Annotated in this window: 10 protein-coding genes; 8 read left to right on the top strand and 2 right to left on the bottom strand. The window is 64.4% G+C overall.

What is annotated here, in order from left to right; all coding sequences use genetic code 11:
* Window positions 1-87 precede the first annotated feature (87 nt).
* The 4 genes from AC1P6P_RS16545 (at window position 88) to AC1P6P_RS16530 (ending at window position 6,826) form a co-directional block, all read left to right on the top strand.
* Window positions 88-1,746 carry a GH35 family beta-galactosidase gene (locus AC1P6P_RS16545; RefSeq protein ID WP_481403549.1) on the top strand — a complete coding sequence of 553 codons (1,659 nt, stop codon included), beginning with the start codon at window positions 88-90 and terminating at the stop codon, window positions 1,744-1,746.
* Between the two features lie 83 nt (window positions 1,747-1,829).
* Window positions 1,830-2,423, top strand: a complete 594-nt coding sequence (locus AC1P6P_RS16540; protein ID WP_481403548.1) for a sigma-70 family RNA polymerase sigma factor — start codon at window positions 1,830-1,832, stop codon at window positions 2,421-2,423.
* Window positions 2,407-3,372, top strand: coding sequence for a FecR family protein (locus AC1P6P_RS16535; RefSeq protein WP_481403547.1), 966 nt, complete (start codon window positions 2,407-2,409; stop codon window positions 3,370-3,372). Before AC1P6P_RS16540 ends, AC1P6P_RS16535 begins: the two co-directional genes overlap by 17 nt.
* Before the next feature lie 64 nt (window positions 3,373-3,436).
* Entirely contained in the window at window positions 3,437-6,826 is a 3,390-nt protein-coding gene (locus AC1P6P_RS16530) for a TonB-dependent receptor (protein ID WP_481403546.1), read from the top strand.
* Window positions 6,827-6,836: 10 nt separating this feature from the next.
* Here the strand turns inward: AC1P6P_RS16530 and AC1P6P_RS16525 are convergent, their stop codons facing one another.
* Window positions 6,837-7,022, bottom strand: coding sequence for a hypothetical protein (locus tag AC1P6P_RS16525; RefSeq protein WP_481403545.1), 186 nt, complete (start codon window positions 7,020-7,022; stop codon window positions 6,837-6,839).
* A 152-nt stretch (window positions 7,023-7,174) separates the two neighbouring features.
* Here AC1P6P_RS16525 and AC1P6P_RS16520 point away from each other — a divergent pair, with 152 nt between their 5' ends.
* The 3 genes from AC1P6P_RS16520 to AC1P6P_RS16510 all read left to right on the top strand — a co-directional run bounded on the left by AC1P6P_RS16520 (window position 7,175) and on the right by AC1P6P_RS16510 (window position 13,198).
* A complete protein-coding gene (locus AC1P6P_RS16520; RefSeq protein WP_481403544.1) occupies window positions 7,175-7,969 on the top strand; it encodes an adenylyltransferase/cytidyltransferase family protein in 795 nt (264 codons plus the stop codon).
* A gap of 379 nt (window positions 7,970-8,348) precedes the next feature.
* Window positions 8,349-12,578, top strand: a complete 4,230-nt coding sequence (locus AC1P6P_RS16515; protein ID WP_481403543.1) for an autotransporter domain-containing protein — start codon at window positions 8,349-8,351, stop codon at window positions 12,576-12,578.
* Window positions 12,579-12,682: 104 nt separating this feature from the next.
* A complete protein-coding gene (locus AC1P6P_RS16510; protein WP_481403542.1) occupies window positions 12,683-13,198 on the top strand; it encodes a hemerythrin domain-containing protein in 516 nt (171 codons plus the stop codon).
* A 100-nt stretch (window positions 13,199-13,298) separates the two neighbouring features.
* On the opposite strand, the gene AC1P6P_RS16505 is transcribed toward AC1P6P_RS16510, so the two are convergent.
* Complete coding sequence (locus tag AC1P6P_RS16505) at window positions 13,299-13,481, bottom strand: CsbD family protein (protein WP_481403541.1); 183 nt, start codon at window positions 13,479-13,481, stop codon at window positions 13,299-13,301.
* A 349-nt stretch (window positions 13,482-13,830) separates the two neighbouring features.
* Here AC1P6P_RS16505 and gltB point away from each other — a divergent pair.
* Window positions 13,831-18,031 (top strand): glutamate synthase large subunit (gene gltB, locus AC1P6P_RS16500; protein WP_481403540.1); only part of this gene is annotated, 4,201 nt, incomplete at its 3' end.

The raw sequence follows: 18,031 nt of genomic DNA, 5'->3' as shown, positions 1-18,031 counted from the left end.
CCTCTAGGGACAGTTCCTCCCCTCTAGGCATTCTTGGGCGGCATCTGACGAAGGTGCCGCCTCTTTTTTTTGTGTTAGGTTTGGATCATGAGAATCGCTACTCGCTTCCTGTGCGGGGCGCTGTGCGCTTTCGCGATTGCCCTGGCCGCCAAAGCCGCTCCCCAGCCCCCGATCCCCGAGCTTCGCTCCGTCCACGGTGCGGTGCAGTTGTTCGTCGACGGCAAGCCGTTCCTGGTGCGCGGCGGCGAACTCAACAATTCGAGCGCCTCGAGCACCGCTTATATGGCGCCGATCTGGCCGAAGCTGAAGGCGATGAACATCAACACCGTTCTCGTCCCGGCCTATTGGGAGCTGATCGAGCCGAACGAAGGCCGGTTTGATTTCCGCAGCGTCGATGTACTGCTCGCCAACGCGCGCAAGCACGACATGCATGTGGTGCTGCTGTGGTTCGGCAGCTGGAAGAACTCGGTGTCGAGCTATGTGCCGGCCTGGGTCAAGCGCGACCAGGCCCGTTTCCCGCGGGTGGAAACCTCCGCCGGCAGGAGCATGGAAATCCTCTCCGCCCATTCCGACGAAAACGTGAAGACCGACATCCGCGCCTATGTCGCGCTGCTGCGGCACTTGCGCGAGACCGATGCGCGCCACACCGTCATCATGGTGCAGCCGGAAAACGAAGTCGGCATGATCCCGGAGGCGCGCGATCATTCCGCCATCGCCGAGGCGGCGTTCAAGGCGCCGGTGCCGTCGGCGCTCACCGATTATCTCGCCGCCCACAAGGACACGTTGGCACCGGCGTTGCGTGCGGCGTGGGAGGCGAACGGTTTCAAGACCGGCGCCAGCTGGGAGGCGACGTTCGGTGCCGGTCCGGCGACCGACGAGATTTTCAACGCCTGGTTCGAAGGCTCCTACACCGGCAAGGTCGCGGCGGCGGGCAAGGCGGTCTATCCGCTGCCGACATTCGCCAACGCCGCCCTGATCCGTCCCGGCCGGCTTCCCGGTCAGTATCCGTCGGGCGGGCCGCTGCCGCAGGTGTCCGACGTCTGGCGCGCCGCTGCGCCGGCGCTCGACATGCTGGTGCCCGATCTCTACTTCCCCAATTTCGGCGAATGGGCGCTGCGCTATGAAGCGCCGGGCCGCGGCTATTTCATTCCCGAAACGGGCCGCGTCAGCGCCGCCGAAATCTCCGCCAATGCCTTCTGGGCTTATGCCCGGCTGAATGCGATCGGCATCTCGCCGTATGCACCGGAGTATCTTTCCCCGGACGAGCAAAAGGTTCTCGGTTCTTCGAACGGCGTCATCGGCCAGCTCGCGCCGCAGATTCTCGCCGCGCAAGGGACGGGGCGACTGATCGGCGTGCGTCCGCCGGCGGCCTTCGACGGCACAACCGACTTGTCGCCGCAGAAGATCACGCTCGGCCGCTACACGCTCGAGGTTCACTTCAGGGCGCCGCCGCCGATCTCGGTGGGTCAGAAGGCCGAAGTCGAACTACCCGGCGCGCATGGCGGCTTCGTGTTGCAGATCGGGCCCGACGAGTTCCTGGTCGCCGGCACCGGCATGTATGTCTATTTCGGCACCACCGACGGCGCCCAGGCGGGCATCGAGTCGGTATGGGAGGGCGAGTACAAGAACGGCGTGTGGGTGCCGGGGCGCTGCCTAAACGGCGACGAGACCAACCAGGGCCGGCATCTGTTCGTGCCGACGGGGGCGTTCTCCATCCACCGGGTCCGGCTCTATTCCTATCACTGAGTGCCGCTGCGAGACGTGCCAGCCATTAATCCGACATATACGTTAAATTCTGCTATAGTAGCCTACGCTCGCCTGGACGGGGCATGGAACAGAGAATTCGCGAGCGGGCAGCGTGGATCGCCCGCAATGTTTTGCCGCATGAGCCGGCCATTCGCGCCTGGCTGCGGCGGAACCGCGTCCATGACTTGGAAGTCGACGACATCGTTCAGGAGATGTACGCGCGGATCGTCGGCGTCGAGGACTTCGACGCCATCCAGAACGGCCGCCAATACGCGTTTCATGTCGCCCATTCGATCGTCGTCGATCACACCAGGCGGGCGCGGATCGTTTCGATCTACTCGGTTGGAAACGTGGAAGATCTCGGCTTTGCCGGGACCGAGGCCGATCCTGAAGAAAAGTTGAATTTTCGCGAGGAGATCGCGCGCGTCGCGGCGGCAGTCGCCAGTCTTCCGGCGCGCACGCGCGACGTCTTGATGATGCGGCGGGTCGCGGGATTTTCGCAGCGCGAAACGGCGGCGCGGCTCGCGGTAACCGAGAAGACCGTCGAGAAGCATATGGCGCGCGGCGTTTTGATGCTGATGACACAATTTGGCCGTGGGGGGAAATCATCGTCTCGGTCGTCTAAGACAATGACCCGTACCCGGCAAAGCCGTACCGAGGATGGCAGTGCAGATTAACGATATTGACCGGCAGGCTGCCGAGTGGGCAGCAAAAGCGGACGGTGGCCAGATGGGCGCCGACGATACTGCTGCGCTTGAAGCGTGGCTGGCGGCCGATGTGCGCCATATCGGGGCTTATACCAAGGCCGCCGCGGTCCTGGTGCAGCTTGAGCGATTGGGTGCGACCAACGCGCTTGCCCCGCATGTGATGGCAGCGCCGTTGCCGACGCGACGTCGCCTGTTGCTCGGCGGCGCGATTGCGGCGGGGGTCGCGGCGATCGTTGCGGCGCGTGTCGGCTGGCCGTATCTGCAGCAGGAAAGCTACGCGACGGCGTTTGGTGAAAGCCGTGTGGTGGCGCTGGCGGACGGCTCGGTGGTGACGCTCAACACCGACAGCAAGATCGTCGTTCGGTTCCACAGCGATCGGCGCGATGTGATGCTGGTGCGAGGCGAAGCGCTGTTCGACGTTGCCAAAAATCCGGCGCGACCGTTCGTAGTCGGTGTGCACGACCTTGGCGTGCGCGCGGTCGGAACCAGTTTTGCCGTGCGCGCGCTGACTGGCGAACCGATCCATGTCCTGGTGCGCGAAGGAATCGTCGAGCTGAAACGTCTGGCGACGCCGGTCGTCGGGCCGGTCCTGGTCGGCGCCGGCGGTCACGCCACGGTTCCGGCTGATGCGCCGATCATCGTCACCCAGGAAACGCCGGAGCGGATCCGGCGCGAGCTGGCCTGGAAGAACGGGCGCATAGCGTTCGAGGATCAGACCTTGGCGACCGCGGCGCGCGAGTTTTCGCGCTATTCGGCGACCCGCATCGTGATCGATGATCCTGACGTGGCCAAGCGCACCGTAACGGGGCTGTTCCTTGCCAATGACCCGGTCGGTTTCGCGCGCGCAGTCGCACTTTCGCTCGAACTTGATGCGGACGTAGGTCAGAACGAAGTCAAGTTGGTACCGAAACGACGATAGAGGCTTGAGGCGGGGGCACGGCGGCGCAAGATCGCCTGCCTTCGATGGCTGCTGGCAGCGGACCATGGTTGCAAGGGGGAGGAGCAGACTGGAGACTCTCGGTGCGGCCGTCGGCGGCACCGTGTTGTGTTGTGCCGTCTGCGCTGCCGCCGAAGTCCGCGAATTCGATATTCCTGCCCAGCCCGCGGCGAGCGCGGTCACCGAGTTCGGCCGCCAGTCGGGCCGGCAGATCGTGGCGCCGGGCGAATTCCTGCGCGGGATCAAGACGCCGGCGTTGCGCGGCAAGATGAACATCGACGAGGCGCTCGCGATCCTGCTCAAGGGCACCGATCTGGCGATTGCGTCAGACGACGGAAACACCTTGATCCTGATGCGGCGGGCGCGGCTGGCCGACCTGCTGGGTGTCGCCACGCTCGAGTCCGAGACGGTGGTCGTCAACGGCTTTCGCGCCAGCCTCGAGAGCGCCACCAACGCCAAGCGGCGCGACGTCGGGTTTTCCGATGTGGTCTACGCCGAGAACATCGGCCGCTTCCCCGATGCCAATGTCGCCGAGGCATTCAACCGGATTCCCGGCATCACCATCAGCCGCGAGATCGACGGATCGGGCGTCAACGTCTCGGTGCGCGGATTGGGGCCGAGCTTTACCCGGGTCACGCTCAACGACGCGCAGGTGGCGATCGCCTCCACCGGCCCGACCAATCAGTCGAATGCCAATCGCGAAATCGACCTCAACATGTTTCCGGTCGAACTGTTCACCCAACTGACGGTGTTCAAGAGCCCTGAAGCGTCGCGTCTGGAAGGGGGAACCGCCGGCGCGGTCAACATGCGCAGCGTGCGCCCGTTCGATGATCCGGGCCTGCATGTGACCTATTCGCTGAAATCGATCGTGCTCGATTCCCAGGGTTCGTTCGGCCCCAACGGAGCATTGATCGTCAGCGACACCGAAGGGCCGTTCGGAGCGCTCCTCGGCATCACGACGTCGGCGACCCGGTTCTTCACCCGCGGCTTTGAAACCGCCGGTTGGACGACGCCGAACCTGCTGACCAGCGGACCGGTGGTGCAGTGCTCGCCGGCGCCAAGCTGCAACACCGTCGGCGGCGGCAATTGGACCATTCCGGCTGTCGTTCCCGCCAACGTGACGGCCGGCGGTCTGGTGCCGGGAGAAACGCTGGATCAGGCACGCCTGCTGGCGCTCAATCCGCAACTGTCGCTCGAGCAGCTCAACAACATGTTGCTGCCGCGCCTGGGCCGGCCGTTCCTGGAGAAGGGTGTGCGCAGCCGCTACAACGGCGTTGCCAGTTTCGAATTCCGCCCATCGGACGCGGTGCACGTCTATCTCGACATGATCGGCGGCCGCATCTCCAACAATTTCAACCGTGCCGACATCGACTGGATCGTGCGCAACGGCGGCATCATTCCCACCGGGGTATCAGTCGACGCCGACAACGTTGTGACCCGGGGCACCTTTGCCAACGCCCAGTGGCTGCTCGAAGCGCGGCCCTACCACGAATACGGCGATTTCTTCAGCGTCAATCCCGGGCTCGAATGGCGTCCCTCCGACACCATCGAGATCGCGTTCCAGGCCAACGTCAGCCGCAGCCACTTCCTGCGCGACAGTCCGACGATCCTGGTCGATACCGCGCCCAATTCAGGCAATCCCGCGGGCGTGAGCGGGCCGCAGCCGGTCGCGGGCGGTGTCGTGGTGACGTACTCCACCGGTGGCGGACCGGTCCCCTCGATCGGCACCAATGTCGACCTCAACGATCCCGCCAACTTCACCTGGCTCGGCGGGCGTGTGAACGTCAGCGCCGAGAAGCGCTACACCACCACCAACGGCCTGCATCTCGACACCCGCTTCGGCGACGACGAGTTCAATATCAAGGCCGGCTTTGCCTATGACGAGGCCTACCGCAACATCACCGGCTACGACAACAGCCAGGCGTGGCAGAACGCGGTGTGCGGCAACGGCCCCAACGTGTTCCTGCCGACGCCCAACAGCCAGCCGCCTTGCCAGGGTCTCAATGTGCCCGGCAGCAGTGCCGATCTTGGCGCGGTGGCCGGTGGCTATCCGACCTGGCCCGGCCTTGGCACCGGCTCTTCCGCAGGGGCGCCGCCGCTGGTCTGGCGCGGCTCGCTGGTGCCGCAATCGCGATTGGCCTCCTACCTGCACCCCGGACCGGCCGGATTTGTATTGGTCAATTACGATGCGTTTTTCCGGGATTCGCATTATCGCGATTTTGCCTATCCCAATGCGCCGGTGGTCTCGAACAGCAATCTTGCGGTCGGCACCGGCGCCATCGACGAGAAGAATTTCGGCTTTTATGCCGAGGCGAACGGCGAAGCCACCGCCTGGGGCAGGGCGCTGTACTACAATGCCGGCCTCAGGTGGATCGAGACCTTGCAGACCGTGTCGGGCCCGGTGTCGATCAGCGATCCGCGCAACGCAACGTTGCTCGACGGCGGGCGCTATCCCAACGCGCTGCCGTTCAAGACCGCCAAGCGCCGCTATGAGGCGTTTCTGCCGGCCATCAACCTGCGCTACGAACTCAGCGACGATCTCAATCTGCGAGCTGCCGTCTCGCGCACGATGACGCGGCCTAATCCGGGCTCGATGCTGCCGGGCGTGAATTTCTCCGATCCCTCCGCCGCTGCCGTGACCCTCGGCAATCCGGCGCTCAGGGCCTATTTTTCCGAGAATGTCGATTTTGGCGCCGAATATTTTACCGGCGGCGAAGGAATGTTGGGACTTGCCGCGTTCGCCAAATCCGTCAGCGGCTTCACCGTCATTTCCACCATGACACAGCCGTTCGCCAGCTTGGCTCCGCAGGGCATCACTTACGGCACGCTGACGCCGACGCAGCAGACAGCGATCGATGCGCGCGGCGGACCCAACGCGGCAGCGGTGCAGGTGAGCGCCGTCACCAACTCAAACCACGCAGTGACGATCAGCGGCATCGAGTTCACCCTGGTGCAGCCGCTTGATGTCGTCCTGGCACAGCACGGTCTTGCCGGTTTTGGATTCACCGCCAATGTCACTGCCGTGCGCCAGGACAACAATGGCCCGACGCTGGCGACCGGCGTGTCGCCCTACACCTACAATCTGACGGGCTATTTCGAGCGCGACACGGTCAGCCTGCATGTGTCCTATGTGTTCAACGCGGCATCGGCGTTCACCGAGAGCAATCAGAACGGCATCTGCCTGCCGAACCTCGGCTCGCGCAGCTGTCCGGACGGCGCGCGCATCTACAATCATGATTACGGGCAGGTCGACCTGTCGGCGAGTTTGAAACTGTCGGAGCTGTTCGGGCGGCTGCCGTCCAATCCGACCCTGATGCTGGACATCCAAAACCTGACCAAAAGCAAGCTCCAATCCTACTTCCAATATACCAACGCGACGTATGCCGCTTATGCGCCGGGAACCACGTATATGTTCGGGTTGCGTGGTGCGTTCTAGGACCGCCGCTTCAGTCGTCGCGCCGCTCGAAGGTGCCCTCGATGACGTTGTCGGGCGGTGGCTGGCGGCGCCGCGGCCGCAAGCGTCGAAGGGCCGCGCCGAGCCGGCCCATGGCCGTGGGCAGCTTGTGATGTGCGATGACCAGCGCCAGTACGGCCGCAAGCACCAGGTAATGCCAGAAACCGAGCCATCCCATGGCGGGACATTAGCACGGTCGCAATCGCGATTAGGGCGCCGCTATCGCCGCATGTGCTTGACGGGGAGCGCCGCGCGACCTATCGCTCCCCGCCTTGGGGAGGCGTGGGAATGGCGCCATTGGTGTGCGCGGATTCTCACGGTAGACTTGCGATGACCTCGGTTGTGATTGCGGGCGGGTTTGACGATCTGAAGTCCCGCGATTTCCGGTTCCTGGAAGAAGCCGCCAAGCTCGGTTGTGTGACCGCCCTGGTGTGGCCCGACACGACGTTCGCGACGCTGACCGCCCGGCCGCCCCGCTTTTCCTTTGCCGAACGGCGTTATCTGCTCGAAGCGACCCGATTTGTCGATTGCGTGCGGGAGTGGACGCCCGACAGCGACGACGGTCTGCCGGACTGGATCACTGCCGATGTTTGGGCCGAGCGCGACCGCGATGCCCGCGAAACCCGCCACATCTGGTGCCGCACGCATGGCGTCGCGTACCGCATTGTCACCCGCGACGAGATTGCGGGGTTTCCACCGGCGGCGCCGGCAGGGTGTGCCGAGGTCGTGGTCACCGGCTGCTACGACTGGCTCCATTCCGGCCATGTGCGCTTCTTTGCAGAGGCGGCGGCCTATGGCGAACTCACGGTCGTGCTTGCCAGGGATGGCAGCGTCCGGAGCCTGAAGGGTGCGCGTCACCCCCTGGTGTCGGAGGACCAGCGGCGCTATGCCGTCGCGGCCATGCGGACGGTCAAGCAGGCGCTGATCGCGACCGGGACGGGCCAGTTCGATGCCGATCCGGAATTCACCCGTCTCAAGCCGCGCACCTATGTTGTCAACGAGGAGGGGGACCGCGACGACAAGCGTGCCTATTGCCAGGCGCGGGGGATTGCCTATGTCGTTCTCAAGCGGGTTCCCGCTCCCGGAATGCCGCCGCGCTCCAGTACCGAGTTACGCGGATTTTAGCGGGCGCGATTCTGGCGGTCGCGACCGCCATCCCCTCCGTGGGGAGCGCAGGCGGCGGATGCGCGCATGAGGGCCTGCGTGACACACGCTTAATGCGCCAGCTGCGACCTACCTGTCGCACCCGGTCCGTACACAATTTCTTCGTGATGACAGAGGCTTAACTCTTCACTTGCGACACATTATCGAATATGTCCCGGCTGGTCGCGACAAAACGACCGAGTTACACATCTATACATATCTGCCAGCGAACCATCCCTATAGGCACTATGAATGCCGGGCCGTGTTCGCCGGAATTTGCGGCTTCGCTCAATGACTTTCCATGGAGGGCTTCGTGGGTCTGGGATGCAATGCGCGTGCGGTTTCGCAAGAGCGCCTTAGCGTGTTGCGGGGCTCTGTCTCGCACGCCGTACTGGCGCTGGCGGCTGCCGCCGTTTTGAGCGGAGTGGCTTGGGCCGATGTGAATGCGGGCCAGTCGGTCAATATCTCGGCGGATTCCAAACAGACGCTGAACGTCGGCACGATCGTCATCGACGGTTCGAAAAGCTACGGGACCGACATCAGCCTCAATGACGTCACGGGCAACACCATCGACCTCAAGGGCGCCACGGCGACGATGACCGGCAAGCTGCAGGGCGCCGGCGGCATCACGTTTTCCAACAGCACGCCCGGAACCGGCGTGCTGACCATCAGCGGCGGTGCGATCACCTATACGGGTGCGACCACCATCGCGAGCGGCACTTCGGTCGCCCTCAGCCTGGACGCGACGCTGGCGAATTCGTCGGCGGTGATCGTCAACGGCAACTTCGATGTCTCGGGCGGCAATAACGGCGCCACCATCACGTCGCTCGGCGGCTCGGGCACGATCAACCTCGGGGCGCTGTCGCTGACGGTCTCCGATGCGGCGACCGGCGCGACGTTCTCGGGCGTGATGAGCGGCACCGGCTATTTTGCGCTGACGGCCGGCACTGAGACGCTGACGGGGATCAACACCTATACCGGGTCGACCACCGTCTCGAGTGGTACGCTGACCCTGTCGGGCGCCGGCAGCATCGCCCAGTCGGCCAACGTCCTGGTGTACGGCACTCTCGACGCCTCGGCGGCGAGCTCGGCGGTGTTCAAGTCGGTCTCGGGCAGCGGCACGATTGTGCTCGGCGCCAATGACCTGGTGCTGACGGCCGCATCGGGGTCGTTCAGTGGCATCATCACCAGCACCGGCTCGCGCAAGCTGATCCTGGCGAGCGGCCTCGAATGGCTCGGCGGCACGTCGAGCTTTGCCGAAGTCGACATCCAGGGCGGCACGTTTCAAGCCGGCGCCACGACAGTGGCCTATAATGTCGTCAACGGCGGCGAGTTCGATCTTTACAACACCGATTCGCTGGCGATGTCGGGCGTGATTTCGAGCACCGGTAAAGTTGTCAAGTACGGCGCCGGCGTTGCCACCATTTCGTCGATCCAGCAATACACCGGCGCCACCGTCATCAGCAGCGGCACCCTCAAGCTGACCGGAGCAGGCAGCATCGCGTCGTCGAGCGGGGTCGAGGTGGATTCGGTCTTCGATCTCACCGAAGCCAGCAACGCGACGATCTCGTCGCTGACCGGCATCGGCACCGTCCGCCTCGGCAGCAATCCGCTGACGATCACCAACGGCGGCGGCGACTTCTCCGGCACGATCACCGGCACCGGCGGCTCGCTCACCATTACCGGCGGCAGCCAATCCCTCTCGGGCGCCAATACCTACACCGGGCTTACCACGGTCACCGGCGGCAAGCTCGTGCTGGTCGCGGGTTCCAGCCTCAAATCGACGGTTGTGCTCAACGGCGGTGGTCTCAATCTGGCCTCGACGGTGACTTCGACCGGCAACGCCACCATCAACTCGCTGAGCGGGTCCGGTGCGGTCGATCTCGGGGCCAACACCCTGGTGCTGGCTGCGGCGGCCGACACGTACAGCGGCGTAATGTCCGGTGCCGGCAATTTGTTGATCAGCGGCGGCACCGAAACGCTGTCGGGCACCTCGATCTTCACCGGCACGACCACGGTCTCGGCCGGAACGCTGATCCTGACCGGCCATCTGGATGCGACTTCCAAGCTCAACATCAGCGGCACCATGAATATGACCGGTGCCGCCGATTCGTCGGTGACCTTCGCGTCGCTGGCGGGCTCGGGCCAGGTGTTGATCGGCGCCCACGGCTTGGTGCTGAACACGGTTGCCAATACCTCGACCGCCTTCTCGGGCGTCATTTCGGGCACTGCCGGATTGACGGTGAACGGGGCGGGCACCGAGATCCTGGCGGGGGCCAACACCTATACCGGCGGCACCACCGTCGGGGCGGGAGCGATGCTGCAACTCGGCAGCGGCAGCAATACCGGCTCGATCAATGGCGATGTCCTCGATAACGGCACGCTACGCTTCTACCGTTTTGATTCGACCGTCTTCGGCGGCACGATCAGCGGTACGGGCGCAGTGATCCAGGGCGGCGTCGGCACCACCATTCTGACCGCCAATAACACCTACAGCGGCGGCACGACGATCACGGCCGGCACGCTGCAAATCGGCAATTACGATTCAACGGTGATTGGCAGCGGCTTGTCGGGATCGATCCTCGGCAATGTTGTCGACAACGGCACGCTGGCGTTTGCGCGCTACGGAACGGTCGTCATCAACGCCACGGTTTCAGGCGCCGGCAGTCTCGCCGTCCACAGTGGCGCCATCGCCCTGACGGGCGTCTCCACCTACACCGGCCAGACCCGCATTGACACGGGCGCCGAGCTCGACCTCACGGGGACGGCCGCGATCGCGACCTCCTCCAAGGTGGTCGCCAACGGCGCCTTCGGCATTTCCGGCACCGCGTCCGGCGCGAGCATCCAGTCGTTGTCGGGCACCGGGTCGGTCAATCTCGGCACCCAGTCCCTGACGCTGACGGCGGCGAACGATACGTTTGCCGGCGTGATCACCGGCAGCGGCGGTCTCATCGTCGCGGGCGGCAGCGAGACGCTTTCGGGCGCCTCGACCTACACCGGCGCCACCACGGTGCAGGGCGGTACGCTGTCGGTCACGGGCTCGATCGCGAGCTCGGCGGTGACGGTGAAGTCGGGCGCGACCGTGTCGGGCACCGGCACCATCGGCGGCTTGACCGTCGAGAGCGGCGGCACGGTCAAGGCGGGCGTCGGCGGTAGCGGCATTCTGCACGTCGCCGGCGACGTCCAGCTCAACACCGGCGGCACCTACGCGGTGGATGTCACCAGCGCCGGTGCGGCGCAGTTGGCAGCGACCGGTCACGCCACCCTCAACGGCACGCTCGGCATCACCAGTTCCGACGGCACCTACGACCTCGGCAACAAGCTCACCATCCTGACCGCGACCGGCGGCATCGATTACACCGGACTGAATGCGGCAGCGACGTTCAGCGGTAGCAACAACGCCGTGTTCAAGACAACGTTGGATAAAGAGGCGAACGCGCTTTACGTCACCATCAACCTCAGCCAGTTGACGCCGGCGCTGGCTTCCACGGCGAGCCTCAACCAGAAGCGCGTGGTCGCGGGCATCGACAAGGCGATTGCGGCGAACGTGACGCTTCCGGCCGGCTTCGAAGGCCTCGGCAACGACACCGCCAGTGCGCTCAACAGCGACGCCAGCGAACTCGCCGGCGAGCTTGGTGCCGACATGCCGCTGGCGGCCAAGGCGCTGTTCAATCCGTTCCTCAATGTCCTGTCGGAGCGGACCGCGATGCTGCGTCCGGTCGGCAAGGGCGAGTCCCGTCCGCTCGAGACCTGGGTCAGCGCCTATGGCGGCACTGACATTGTCCAAGGCGATGAGGGCACCGGCGCGCACAAGTTCCATTCCAGTGTCGCCGGCGGCGTTGCCGGCGTGCAGTGGTCGCCGTGGTCGAACTTCGTGCTCGGTGGTGCGCTTTCGCTCGGCACCTCCGATTTCCGCGTCGCCGAGGATCTCGGCAAGGGCCATGCGACCTCGATCGAGGCCGGCGTCTATGGCTACCTGCAGACCAGCCGCCACTTCTACAGCAGCTTCGCAGCGGCGGTTTCCGGCACCGAGATCAAGACGACACGCGTCATCGACGTTGCCGACACCGACACGCTGACCGGCAAGGCCACCGCCTACACCTTCGGCGGGCGTTACGAGGCCGGGATGCAGCTGGCGTGGTTCTCGCCCTATATCGGGGTGCAGGACAATGTCACCATGCTGCCGGGCTACAGCGAAGGCGCGGCGACGGGCCATGACACCTTCGCGCTGAAATACGATTCGCGCACCGTCAATTCGGGCCGCGCCGAAATCGGCCTGCGCCACTACATCGACATCGAAGTGACGCCGCGCTGGGTTCTGACGCCGGACTTCACGGTCCACCTCAACGACCGGCTGGCCTATGCCTACGACCTCAGCGACGGTTCGCAGGCGGGGGCGGTGTTCTCGAACCTGGCGTCGTCGAATTTCACCGTCTTTGGCGCCAAGGCGTCGCGCCAGGGGGCTCTGGCGTCGGTTGGGGCCGACGTGCTGTTCAACAATGGCCTGCGCCTGACGACCCACGTCGACACCACCTTCAGCAAGACCAGCGAGGCCTTCACCGGCTTTGCCGGCATCGGCTATACGTGGTGATGCAACATGCGCTGGCGGTCTGAAATGGCCGCCGGCGGTTCTTAGCGGAACAAGTTCCTCGGGCTGGCGTTCCTGTCCTCGAAACGCAAGACGGGAACACGCGTATGCCTGCCAGCAAAGACGCCATTGCCCTGTTGAAGGCCGATCACCGCAAGGTCGAGGACCTGTTCGATCAATATGAGAAGGCGCGCGGCCGGAAGGGCGAAATCGCGCGCCAGATCTGCCTCGAACTGACCATCCACACCATCATCGAGGAAGAAATCTTCTACCCGGCGTGCCGCGACGCGGGGGTGGAGTCCGACATGATGGACGAGGCCGGCGTCGAGCATGACGGCGCCAAGGTCCTCATCGCCGAACTCGAGAACGGCTCCCCGGGCGACGCGTATTACGACGCCAAGGTCAAGGTGCTGTCCGAGGACATCAAGCACCACGTCAAGGAAGAGGAAAAGCGCGACGGCATTTTTGCCGGCGCCAGAGCCGCCGGTATCGATCTTGAGTCGCTGGGCGACCAGTTGATGGCCCGCAAGGAAGAATTGAAGGCGGAATTCAAAGAGAACGGCCTGCCGGCGCCGGTGATGCGCACCCTGAACGGCCCCACCCTGAAACGCCGCGCCGCCTGAAGGCATCCTCACTGTCATGGCCCGCGACTGCGGGCATCGCATGCCGAAAAAATGCGGCCGTCCGATTGGGCGGCCGCTCATTTTCGTCAGCAGGTGACGGTTAGTCGTCCTTGTTCTGGCGGATGGCGTCTTTGGCGCCGCCGACCGCGTTCTGGATTTTGCCCTTCATCTTGTCGGCCTTGCCTTCGGCCTGCAGCTTGGCGTCGCCGGTCAGCTTGCCGGCCGTGTCTTTCATATGGCCCTTGGCCTGATTGGCGGCGCCTTTGATCCGATCTCGATCCATAAGGTCCTTCCTTTGTTTGGACCCGTCGATAACCCGGGACGGGCGGTTCCGGTTCCGCAGCTTGGTTGCCGTAAGCGCTCGGGTGCGGCGGGGCCAATTAACCCTGCCGTCGTTGATGTCTTTTTCGGGTTCCATCGGGCCACGCTATTGCCGCCTATCAGGTCCCGCGACAATTTAATTCCAAACTGCGTCACCCTTGCGCCATTTCCCAATTGCTTCCGGGCCTCCGAGTGTGCAGAAGCAATGGGCGTTTTCAGGGAGGGCGGAGTCGCGCCGCTCCCCGGGGAAGCGTGACACCGAAGAAGCGGGGATGTCCCCGATTCCGGCTTAACTTTACTGGACAGGGCAAATGGCGCTGCCGCCGCAACAAGGTCTCTATGATCCTCGCCTCGAGCACGACGCTTGCGGCGTGGGCTTCATCGCCAACATCAAGGGCGCGAAGTCGCACGACATCGTTAAGCAGGGTTTGCAGATCCTGCTGGCGCTCGACCACCGCGGCGCGGTTGGGGCCGATCCGCTCATGGGCGACGGTGCCGGCATCATGCTGCAGATTCCCGATGCCTTGTTCCGCGATTGGGCGGCGAATGCCGGCGTGACGCTGCCGGCGATCGGCCATTATGCCGTCGCCACCTGTTTCCTGCCGCAGGATCAGTCGGCGCGCGAGACCATTGTCGGCGGGTTCGAGACCTTCCTGAAGAAGGAAGGCCAGGTGATGCTCGGCTGGCGTGACGTGCCGACCGATCCGTCCATGCTCGGCCAGACGGTGCTCGACTCGATGCCCGTCATCAAGCAGGCGGTGATCGGCTGGGGTCCCAATATCCGCGACGAAGCCGCCTTCATGCGCAAGCTGTTGGCCGTGCGCAAGCAGACCCAGAACCCGCTCGAACAGCTCGCCAAGAAGTACAAGAACCCGTCGATCACGCACTACTACATGCCGAGCTTCTCGACCCGCACCATCGTCTACAAGGGGCTGTTGCTCGCCCCCGATGTCGAGAAATTCTATCTTGACCTGCAGAATCCGCTGACCACGTCGGCGTTGGCGATGGTGCATCAGCGCTTCTCGACCAACACCTTCCCATCGTGGAAGCTGGCGCATCCGTTCCGCTTCATCGCTCACAACGGCGAAATCAATACCCTGCGCGGCAACGTCAACTGGATGAACGCCCGCCGCCGCACCATGGAGAGCGATCTCCTCGGCGCCGATCTCGACAAGATGTGGCCGCTGATCCCGCACGGCCAGTCCGATACCGCCAGCCTCGACAACGCGCTCGAGCTTCTGCTCGCCGCCGGCTATCCCTTGGCGCAGGCCGTCATGATGCTGATCCCGGAAGCTTGGGCCGGCAACAAGCTGATGGATCAGGAACGCCGCGCCTTTTACGAATACCATGCCGCGCTGCTGGAGCCGTGGGACGGTCCGGCCGCGATCGCCTTCACCGACGGCCGCCAGATCGGCGCCACCCTCGACCGCAACGGCCTGCGTCCGGCGCGCTACATCGTGACCGACGACGATCTCGTCATCATGGCGTCGGAGTCCGGCGTGCTGCCGGTGCCGGAAGACAAGATCAAGCGCAAATGGCGCCTGCAGCCGGGCAAGATGCTGCTGATCGACCTCGAACAGGGCCGCATCATCAAGGACAGCGAAATCAAGCACGCGCTCGCGTCGCAGAAGCCGTATGAGGAATGGTTGAAGGCGGCGCAGTATCATCTCGAAGAACTGCCCGACGTGCCGGATTCGAGCGTGCGGACGTTCACGCCGTCCGAGCTTCTGGATCGCCAGCAGGCGTTCGGCTATTCGCAGGAAGACCTCAAGTTCTTCCTTGAGCCGATGGCGGTGGCGGGTGAGGACCCGGTCGGATCGATGGGCTGCGATACCCCGCTCGCCGTGCTGTCGAAGAAGCCGCGCCTGCTCTACGATTACTTCAAGCAGAACTTCGCCCAGGTCACCAATCCGCCGATCGATCCGATCCGCGAGCAGCTCGTGATGAGCCTTGTCTCGATGATCGGTCCGCGCCCGAACCTGCTCGGGCAGGCCGCCGGTTCGCACAAGCGCCTCGAAGTGCATCAGCCGGTGCTGTCCAACGGCGATCTCGAAAAAATCCGCGCCATCGAGGAACTGGCCGACGCCGCCTTCCGCACCACCACCATCGACTGCAGCTGGCCGGCCAGCGACGGCGCCCGCGGACTTGAAACCGCCCTGATGCGCATCTGCATGGAAGCGACCGATGCGGTGCTCGCCGATTACAACATCCTGATCCTGTCGGATCGTGCCGTTTCGGCCGAGAACATCCCGATCCCGATGGCGCTCGCCACCGCGGCGGTGCATCACCATCTCATCCGCCAGGGCCTGCGCATGCAGACCGGCCTCGTGGTCGAAACCGGCGAAGCGCGCGAAGTGCATCACTTCTGCGTTCTGGCGGGCTACGGCGCCGAGGCGATCAATCCCTACATGGCGTTCGAAACGCTGGAGCAGATCCGCGTCGATGCCGGATTGAAACTCTCCGCCGACGAGGTGCGCAAGCACTACACCAAGGCGGTGGGCAAGGGCATTTTGAAGGTGATGTCCAAGATGGGCATCTCCACATACCAATCCTATTGCGGCGCCCAGATTTTCGACGCTATCGGCCTCAACTCGGCCTTCGTCGAGAAATTCTTCACCGGCACCGCGAGCCGGGTGGAAGGCGTCGGCCTCAGCGACATCGCCGAGGAATGCGTCGAGCGCCATTCCGGCGCTTATGGCGACAATCCGATCTACCGCGAGCAGCTCGATGTCGGCGGCAAGTATGCTTTCCGCCTTCGGGGCGAAGACCACGCCTGGACGCCGCAGACGATTTCCAAGCTTCAGCACGCCGTGCGCGGCAAGTCGTGGCCGGATTACAAGGCGTTCGCTGCCGCCATCAATGAGCAGTCCGAACGCCTGCTGGCATTGCGCGGGCTGATGAAATTGAAGCCCGGCGAGCATCCGCTGCCGATTGCCGATGTCGAACCCGCGTCCGAGATCGTCAAGCGGTTTGCCACCGGCGCGATGAGTTTCGGGTCCATCAGCCGCGAAGCGCACACCACCATGGCCATCGCCATGAACCGCATCGGGGCGCGCTCCAATACCGGTGAAGGCGGCGAAGAGCCCGAGCGTTTCAAGCCGCTGGCGAACGGCGACAGCGTGCGCTCGCGCATCAAGCAGGTCGCGTCGGGGCGTTTCGGCGTCACCACCGAATATCTCGTCAACGCCGACGACATCCAGATCAAGATGGCGCAAGGCGCCAAGCCGGGCGAGGGCGGACAGTTGCCCGGCAAGAAGGTCGACACCGCCATCGCCAAGGTGCGCCATTCGACCCCGGGCGTCGGCCTGATTTCGCCGCCGCCGCATCACGACATCTATTCGATCGAAGACCTCGCCCAGCTGATCCGCGACCTGAAGTCGGTCAACAGCGCGGCCCGCATCTCGGTCAAGCTGGTGTCGGAAGTGGGCGTCGGCACGGTTGCCGCAGGTGTTGCCAAGTGCCGCGCCGATCACGTCACCATCTCCGGTTACGACGGCGGCACCGGCGCGTCGCCTTTGACCTCGACCACGCACGCCGGCAGCCCGTGGGAAATCGGTCTCGCCGAAACCCAGCAGACGCTGGTGCTGAACGAGCTGCGCGGCCGCATTGCGGTGCAGGTCGACGGCGGTCTTCGCACCGGCCGCGACGTCGCCATCGCCGCTCTTCTCGGTGCGGACGAATTCGGTTTCGCCACCGCACCGCTGATTGCCGCCGGCTGTCTGATGATGCGCAAGTGCCATCTCAACACCTGTCCGGTCGGCATCGCGACGCAGAATCCGGTGTTGCGCGCCCGTTTCGCCGGCACGCCGGAGCACATCATCAACTACTTCTTCTTCGTCGCCGAGGAATTGCGCGAGATCATGGCGCAGCTCGGCTTCAAGACCGTCGAGCAGATGATCGGCCGTTCCGACCGCATCGACATGACGGACGCCGTGCGCCATTGGAAGACGCAAGGCATCGATCTCGGCAAGATCCTCTACCAGCCCAAGGCCAAGGCGGGCGTCGCGGTGTTCAACTGCGAAACCCAGAACCACAAGCTGGAAACCGCGCTCGATCACGAATTGATCGTGGCGGCGAAAGAGGCGATCGAGAAGAAAAAGCCGGTCCGCCTCAAGCGCACCATCCGCAACGTCGATCGCACCGTCGGCGCCATGCTGTCGGGCGAAATCGCGCGCCGCTACGGCCACGACGGCCTGCCGGACGAAACCATTCAGATCGCCTACACCGGCACCTGCGGCCTGTCGTTCGGCGCCTTCCTGTCGCGCGGCGTGACGCTGGAACTCACCGGCGACGGCAACGACTATGTCGGCAAGGGTCTGTCGGGCGGGCGCATTGTCGTGCGTCAGCCGAAAGACAGTGGCCGCGATCCGACCATGAACATCATCGTCGGCAACACCGTTCTCTATGGTGCCATCGCCGGCGAGGCCTATTTCCAGGGCGTCGCGGGCGAGCGCTTTGCCGTGCGCAATTCCGGTGCGGTGGCGGTGGTGGAAGGCACCGGCGACCACGGCT

The organism is Rhizomicrobium sp. (assembly GCF_056722145.1).
This window is presented reverse-complemented; position numbering and strand designations above follow the sequence as displayed.

Excerpts from the sequence above, each read along its gene's own strand:
- AC1P6P_RS16530 (WP_481403546.1), top strand. The coding sequence starts at position 3,437 with ATGGTTGCAAGGGGGAGGAGCAGACTGGAGACTCTCGGTGCGGCCGTC.
- AC1P6P_RS16525 (WP_481403545.1), bottom strand. The coding sequence starts at position 7,022 with ATGGGATGGCTCGGTTTCTGGCATTACCTGGTGCTTGCGGCCGTACTG.
- AC1P6P_RS16505 (WP_481403541.1), bottom strand. The coding sequence starts at position 13,481 with ATGGATCGAGATCGGATCAAAGGCGCCGCCAATCAGGCCAAGGGCCAT.
- AC1P6P_RS16535 (WP_481403547.1), top strand. The coding sequence starts at position 2,407 with ATGGCAGTGCAGATTAACGATATTGACCGGCAGGCTGCCGAGTGGGCA.
- AC1P6P_RS16545 (WP_481403549.1), top strand. The coding sequence starts at position 88 with ATGAGAATCGCTACTCGCTTCCTGTGCGGGGCGCTGTGCGCTTTCGCG.
- AC1P6P_RS16540 (WP_481403548.1), top strand. The coding sequence starts at position 1,830 with ATGGAACAGAGAATTCGCGAGCGGGCAGCGTGGATCGCCCGCAATGTT.
- AC1P6P_RS16510 (WP_481403542.1), top strand. The coding sequence starts at position 12,683 with ATGCCTGCCAGCAAAGACGCCATTGCCCTGTTGAAGGCCGATCACCGC.
- AC1P6P_RS16520 (WP_481403544.1), top strand. The coding sequence starts at position 7,175 with ATGACCTCGGTTGTGATTGCGGGCGGGTTTGACGATCTGAAGTCCCGC.